The sequence below is a fragment of the Marinococcus sp. LNHM5E3-2.1 genome (genome assembly GCF_056034365.1).
The window spans coordinates 826,368-832,801 of sequence record NZ_JBQLIB010000001.1 but is presented as its reverse complement, the minus strand read 5'-3'; the positions used below and the strand labels follow the sequence as shown (position 1 = coordinate 832,801).

The following is a 6,434-nucleotide window of genomic DNA, read 5'->3' as shown; positions in this document are numbered from 1 at the left end:
GCACCAGCCAAAAAAGAACGTGGATCGAACGATCCACGAACAAACATGACGCTTTTATTTTGTTTCTCAACAATCTGAACAAAACGCTGCAGAACTGCAGCGTTTTTTATTGCTTTGAAAACCCAGTGAGAACATAATTCTTTTCGATTAGGCGTTTCTGTGGCAGAATATAGGTAAATATACAGAAGGGATGGAGAGCTGATGAGTCAAAACGAAAAGAATCTCAGCACGTTTTTTGTCGGTAAATTGCAGGAAGCCAAAACTCAATTTGAGCGCACCATCGACTGTAAACACACCGCTTTTGACGATTTATATCCGTATATGAATGAACAGCCTCAGTTTTTCTGGTATAAGCGGTATGTAGCCTGGCAGGAGCTGCTTACTACGGTAGAGCTCGCAGAGGAACTGAATATCGACTGGCAGAAAGAGTTCAAAACGAAGCAGCAGGAGTTTATTGAAAGTAAAATACTCGATGCAAAAGTACTCGATGACTGGTACGGAAAACAGCGTACTGAAGCATAAAGAAAGCCGGCGGGGGTCCGCCGGCTTTTTACGATTTCTTCTATATGTCTGCTGGTTTGTTAGAAGATAAAATGAGCGATCAAAACAATAACTGGAAGTGAAATAATGGTTCTTTCGAGAAAGATGAGTACAAGGTCGATAAAGCGTACCGGAAGCTTGCTCCCGAGCAGCAGACCGCCAACTTCGGACATGTAAATGAGCTGACTGACCGACAGGGCCCCGATAATGAAGCGGGTCATTTCGCTTTCAATATCCGTACCAAGAATAGCCGGCAGGAACATATCCGCAAATCCGATGAGCATTGTTTCGCTGGCTGCTACTGCCTCCGGCACCTGCATCAGCTGCAGGAGCGGCACGAACGGAGCACCGAGCCAGGCGAACAACGGCGTAAATTCTGCAATAACAACTGCGATGGTGCCAAGGCCCATGACAATCGGAATGACGCTGATCCACATATCAAGCACGTTTTTTGTACCGCTGATCAGCACGGAAGACCAATGAGTGCGTGAAGCTTTATCGAGTGCTTTTTCCCACCCGGAGGACACAGGATTTTTACCTGTATGGCCGTTCGCTATTTCCTCTGCAGGCTGTTGGTTGTAATACTCGTTTTTCTTCCGCGACAGCGGAGGAATCCGGGGCATAATGAGTGCGCAGGCCACGCCGGCTGCAACGATGGTGAGGTAATACGGCAGCGTGTAGGCAAGCAAATCCAGTTCCCCAAGGATTGTAATGGTGAATGTGATACTGACTACCGAGAACGTCGTACTGATAACAGCAGCCTCGCGCTGCGTGTAGTGGCCGCTTTCATACTGCTGACTTGTCAAAAGCACGCCGATGGTGCCATCGCCTAACCACGAAGCGAGACCGTCAATCGAGGAGCGGCCCGGAAGGGTAAATAACGGGCGCATTAAAATCGTCAGGATCGAACCAAAAAATTCGAGCAGGCCGAAATTAAGCAGAAACGGCAGAAAATAACCGGCAAAAAAGAAGACGGTAATTAAGAGAAGAATCAGGGAATAGAGCAGAAGACCACCGGTAGCGTCCCCGATAAGCCAGCCCGGGCCAATTTGAAAAAGGGTTAAAAAAGCAAAAATAAAGCCTAAAATGCGGATGAGAAGCCACCCGTTGGTTACATGAAACAACGACACGGCGATACCTGAGGAAAACGGACGGAACCGGGCAATAATGGCACCGACTACGGAGATGCCGATAAAAATGACGCCCATCGCAGGCAGTATACCGCTCAGTAAGCCTTCGAGCCATCCGGCAAGAAGAGCCACCGGAACGGTTAAGCCATCATCAGTAGAAATGGGGACCATAAATAAAAAGATCCCAATCAATGAAGGAATAATAAATTTAAGGGCGCTCGAGGCCCTGGTGGATGGAGTGGAACTCATTTTCTTCACCTCGATATTCATACAGTTTTATGTATAATTACTACAAACATTGTACTAAATTAACACGAAAACCGCCATTTGCAAAGCACATTTTTATCCGTCTCAAGGGAAAGGAGAAACGACCAAACTATGCCGCAATATATCTTTGACGTTGAATCCGTGTATTTAAAGGAGCCGGAAGATGAGCTCAGGACGCATATAGCGGAGGTGAGAACGGAAGTAATACACCGTGAAAAGGGCGATATTTTATTTGAAGCTGTTATTCCGGTGGCTTACCACGCTTACGGCGTCTACCCTGACGTGAAAGCAGTAGCCTCCCAGATTCCCCGGCCCGCGCTGCAGCGGGAGGTGCTGTTCCGTGTGAAGCGCTACGTCAAAAAACTTCGTCCGTTTTTATGAAACGGAAGATGCGGGCGTTTGCTCAGCGGAGCAGAGGCAGCAGATCCCCGAGAGCCGTAAGCTCATGTTCTGCCCGGAATTCATGAGTCGGGACGCTCCCGTCATGGTTGATCCAGGCGCTGCTGATACCGGCTTTTTTTGCCCCTGCGATATCGGTATTCATATTGTCCCCGATCATCAGTGTATCTTCAGGAGAAGCGTCTGCGAGGCGCAGCGCATGAGTAAAGATGGCAGGATCAGGTTTTCCCACGCCAAATTCGCCGCTGATAATAATATGGTCAAAGAAAGGCACGAGCGCCGGGGTCAGGGACAGCTTCAGCCGCTGAAGACTGGGGGAGCCGTTTGTGAGCATCAGCAGCTGATAGTCATCCTTTAGGGTATGAAGGACTTCAAACGTATCAGCATATACATAGGGGAGATGACGCCGGTGCATAATAAAGCGGTCCTTAAGCCATTCTCCTGTTTCCGGCTGGTGGACGCCGTGGGCTGCAAGCGCCCGCGTCCATGTTTCTTTTTGATAGGAGGAAATAAGCCGGCTCATTTCCTGGAAGCGCCGGTGCTCAATATCGTCAAAGTGCCCCCAGAGGCCTTCGAATGCGTTAATGCCTATCGTTTTAGTGAAGTCATATACAGAAAGGTTCTTATACAGTTCGGGTGCAGTCTGCTGCACGGTTTCCATGAGCAGCGGTGCGTGCACCCCAGTGCGTATCTCGGCGTCAAAGGCCGTGGCCCGCAGCGCTTCAGTGATGCTTTTTTTATCCCAGAGCAGGGTGTCGTCTAAATCAAAAATAAGTGTTTTCATGAAAATCCCCCTGTGAAAGTGAAAATGTATGTATAAATCATAGCACAGCGATTAATGTTTAAGAAAAAGAAATATGCCGTTCTGCCTGGAAAAGCAAATAATTCAGTTTAGGGACTGTCAAGTGAAAAGAATTAGTGTACAATGTAGGTGTGTGAGAACGCTTCATAGGAGATCGCGCTTTAAAGATGCCGGAAAGTGAAAATCAATCGGATTTTCGGCCTCCTGCAGCGAGGAGCATACATATTTTTCGTATACTTGGCTGGGTAAGGTTTTGAGTACCTGCTATAAGCATGTTAAAATATGTCTGATTTATGAAAAGGCATGTTCTCGAAGAATTGGTTGAGTCGAAGAAGGGAAGTGATGGTGGAAACTCCATTCCAAATGGTTCACCTTCATAGATATTAAACGACTAATATGATAGTTTAGAAAACTTATTGATCACATAAGCTGGGGGTATCACTCGATGAGTAAGCATCAATCCAGGGCTGAAGAAGCCTGGCAGGAATTTTATGGTCCCAATCTGGGTTATATGTGGGAACAATACGACGTGTACAAGGAAGATCCTGACGCTGTGGAACCGGAGATTAAAAGCTGGTTTGACCAGTACGGACCGCCATCGTCAAATGGGGAAGCATCAGCCGGATATGCTCCTGCTGTGGATGAAAAAGACCAGGCAGTCGGTGCCGGACTTAATATGGAAAAGATCGCGGATGCAGTTAAACTTGCTGAAAATATCCGTATTCACGGCCATCTTTCTGCAGACATCAACCCGCTTCAGGAACCAAACGGAGAAACGTCATTTCTTCGCATAGAAGAATACGGACTAAGTGAAGAAGATCTTCGGACCATTCCGAAGGAAATTCTATGTCCGGACGCTCCGGAATCAGTATCTGACGGACTCGAAGCAATCGAGCATCTAAAACAGATGTATACAAAAACCATCGCTTTTGAATTCGACCACGTCCATGACGTGGAAGAGCACCGCTGGCTCAATCGCAAGGTGGAGTCAGGCGAAATTTACAGCGCTGTGTCAGATGATAAACGCAAAGCTTTGCTGAAAAGCCTTACGGAAGTAGAAGCCTTCGAGCAATTTCTGCAGAAAACGTTTGTCGGCCAGAAACGCTTTTCTATAGAAGGAATTGACATTCTTGCTCCTATTATGGAAGAGCTTACCCACAGCGCGATGCAGGACGGGGCAAGAAACATTATGATCGGCATGGCCCACCGTGGGCGTTTGAGCGTTCTGGCCAAAGTTATCGGGAAGCCTTATGACCTGATCTTCTCCGAATTTCAGCACTCCCCCAACAAAGATCTCGTACCTTCGGAAGGTTCCGTTGGGATCAACTACGGCTGGACGGGAGACGTAAAGTATCACCTGGGAGCAGATAAAAACATTAATCAGGAATCGTTTGAATCCCGTATTTCCCTTGCCAACAATCCAAGTCACCTGGAATACGTCAATCCGGTCGTGGAAGGCTATACACGGGCCGCGCAGGATGACGTCAGTGAGCCGGGCTTTCCGCAGCAGGACGGCTCTAAGGCCATGGCTATTTTAGTGCACGGCGATGCGGCTTTTCCAGGCGAAGGAGTCGTCACAGAAACCTTGAACATGAGCCGGCTGAAAGGGTATCAGACGGGCGGTACCGTGCACGTTATTGCCAATAACCAGCTTGGCTTTACCACCGATACGCACGATGCAAGAAGTACCACCTATTCAAGTGACCCGGCCAAAGGCTACGAAATCCCGGTTATTCACGTGAACGCAGACGAACCGGAAGCCTGTCTCGCAGCCGTGCAGCTTGCTTATGAATACAGAAATAAATTCAATAAAGACTTTGTGATCGATTTGATCGGCTATCGCCGTTACGGCCATAACGAAACAGATGAGCCGGCAGCAACCCAGCCATACTTATACGGACTGATTCGTGAGCATCCGTCTGTTCGTGAGCATTACGCGGATCATCTGGACCAAATCGGATTCTGGAAAAAATCCGAAACCGATCAGCTGAAAGAGGATACGCTGAATCATCTGCGGGATCAGTACAACAAAGTAGCAGAGGATAAAGAAGCGGAGACGGAGCTTGGACCGGTGCCGGAAGAAGTGGAAAAACGTCTTCCTAAAGTCGAAACCGGCTATGATTTAAACGAACTGAAAGAAATTAACCAGGAGCTTATTACCTGGCCCGAAAACTTCAACGTCTTTCCGAAATTAAGAAAAATTCTTGAACGCCGTGGACCGGCTATGGAAGAAGGCGGCAAAGTGGACTGGGGCCATGCCGAAGCGTTAGCCTTTGCAACGATTCTCGCAGACGGCACACCGGTGCGTTTAACCGGTCAGGACTCCCAGCGCGGCACGTTCGCACAGAGACATCTGGTGCTCCATGACCATAAAAACGGAGATATTTATTCCCCAATGCATGCGTTCTCGAAAGCAAATGCCGCCTTTGCACTTTACAACAGTCCGCTTTCGGAAAACGGTATCGTCGGCTTTGAATACGGATATAATGTGCAGGCACCGGAAACATTGACACTCTGGGAAGCCCAGTTTGGTGATTTCGGTAACGCTGCGCAGGTAATATTTGACCAGTTTGTATCTGCGGGCCGCGCTAAGTGGGGACAAAAGTCCGGTATGGTCTTTCTGCTCCCGCACGGCTACGAAGGACAGGGGCCGGAACACTCAAGTGCAAGACTCGAACGTTTCCTGACGCTCTCAGCAGAAAATAACTGGAATGTCGCTTACCTCTCGAGTTCAGCGCAATACTTTCACCTGCTCCGGCGGCAGGCGGAATTTCTCGGAAAAGACGAAATGCGTCCACTTGTGCTCATGACACCAAAAAGTCTGCTGCGTAATCAGACCGTCGCTAGCGAGCCGGAGGCTTTCGGGGAAGGTGCTTTCCAATCCGTAGTGGAAGACCCGCTGACGGGCAAAGACAAAAAGAAAGTAAAACGTCTGCTCGTAGGTACTGGAAAAATGACCATCGACCTGCATGAAGCACTGGCCGACGGTGAAGTGCCGAGCGATATCCATATCGTCCGGATTGAAGAGCTCTATCCGTTTCCGGAAGAAGAAATCCGTGACATCTTAGAAGCGTATCCAAACGTAAAATCGATCCAATGGGTTCAGGAGGAGCCGAAAAACATGGGCGCATGGTATTACATGTACCCGCTCCTGCACAATCTGGCACCAAAAGGAGCATCGGTGGATTATATCGGGCGCCGCAGAAGGTCAAGTCCGGCGGAAGGCGACCCTACAATCCATAAAAAAGAACAGAACCGCATCATTCAGGAAGCCCTAAAAGGAAACGAATAAGGAG

The 6,434-nt window shown here is 48.6% G+C and carries 5 protein-coding genes; 3 read left to right on the top strand and 2 right to left on the bottom strand.

Going from position 1 to position 6,434, the window contains the following annotated elements; all coding sequences use genetic code 11:
• Nucleotides 1–201 precede the first annotated feature (201 nt).
• On the top strand, nt 202–522 hold the full coding sequence (locus tag ACTRXH_RS04265) for a hypothetical protein (protein ID WP_474280728.1): 321 nt from the start codon (nt 202–204) through the stop codon (nt 520–522).
• Between the two features lie 59 nt (nt 523–581).
• On the opposite strand, the gene ACTRXH_RS04260 is transcribed toward ACTRXH_RS04265, so the two are convergent.
• Nucleotides 582–1,919, bottom strand: coding sequence for a YjiH family protein (locus ACTRXH_RS04260; protein ID WP_474263461.1), 1,338 nt, complete (start codon nt 1,917–1,919; stop codon nt 582–584).
• Nucleotides 1,920–2,048: 129 nt separating this feature from the next.
• Between ACTRXH_RS04260 and ACTRXH_RS04255 the strand changes: the two genes are divergently transcribed.
• Entirely contained in the window at nt 2,049–2,318 is a 270-nt protein-coding gene (locus ACTRXH_RS04255) for a hypothetical protein (RefSeq protein ID WP_474263459.1), read from the top strand.
• 22 nt (nt 2,319–2,340) lie between these two features.
• Here ACTRXH_RS04255 and ACTRXH_RS04250 read toward each other — a convergent pair whose 3' ends face one another.
• On the bottom strand, nt 2,341–3,120 hold the full coding sequence (locus tag ACTRXH_RS04250) for an HAD family hydrolase (protein WP_474263457.1): 780 nt from the start codon (nt 3,118–3,120) through the stop codon (nt 2,341–2,343).
• 463 nt (nt 3,121–3,583) lie between these two features.
• Here ACTRXH_RS04250 and ACTRXH_RS04245 point away from each other — a divergent pair, with 463 nt between their 5' ends.
• Nucleotides 3,584–6,430, top strand: coding sequence for a 2-oxoglutarate dehydrogenase E1 component (locus ACTRXH_RS04245; RefSeq protein ID WP_474263455.1), 2,847 nt, complete (start codon nt 3,584–3,586; stop codon nt 6,428–6,430).
• Nucleotides 6,431–6,434: the final 4 nt, after the last annotated feature.

Bases quoted from the DNA above. Each gene is read 5' to 3' on its own strand.
- ACTRXH_RS04265 (WP_474280728.1), top strand. From the start codon at position 202: ATGAGTCAAAACGAAAAGAATCTCAGCACGTTTTTTGTCGGTAAATTG.
- ACTRXH_RS04260 (WP_474263461.1), bottom strand. From the start codon at position 1,919: ATGAGTTCCACTCCATCCACCAGGGCCTCGAGCGCCCTTAAATTTATT.
- ACTRXH_RS04255 (WP_474263459.1), top strand. From the start codon at position 2,049: ATGCCGCAATATATCTTTGACGTTGAATCCGTGTATTTAAAGGAGCCG.
- ACTRXH_RS04250 (WP_474263457.1), bottom strand. From the start codon at position 3,120: ATGAAAACACTTATTTTTGATTTAGACGACACCCTGCTCTGGGATAAA.
- ACTRXH_RS04245 (WP_474263455.1), top strand. From the start codon at position 3,584: ATGAGTAAGCATCAATCCAGGGCTGAAGAAGCCTGGCAGGAATTTTAT.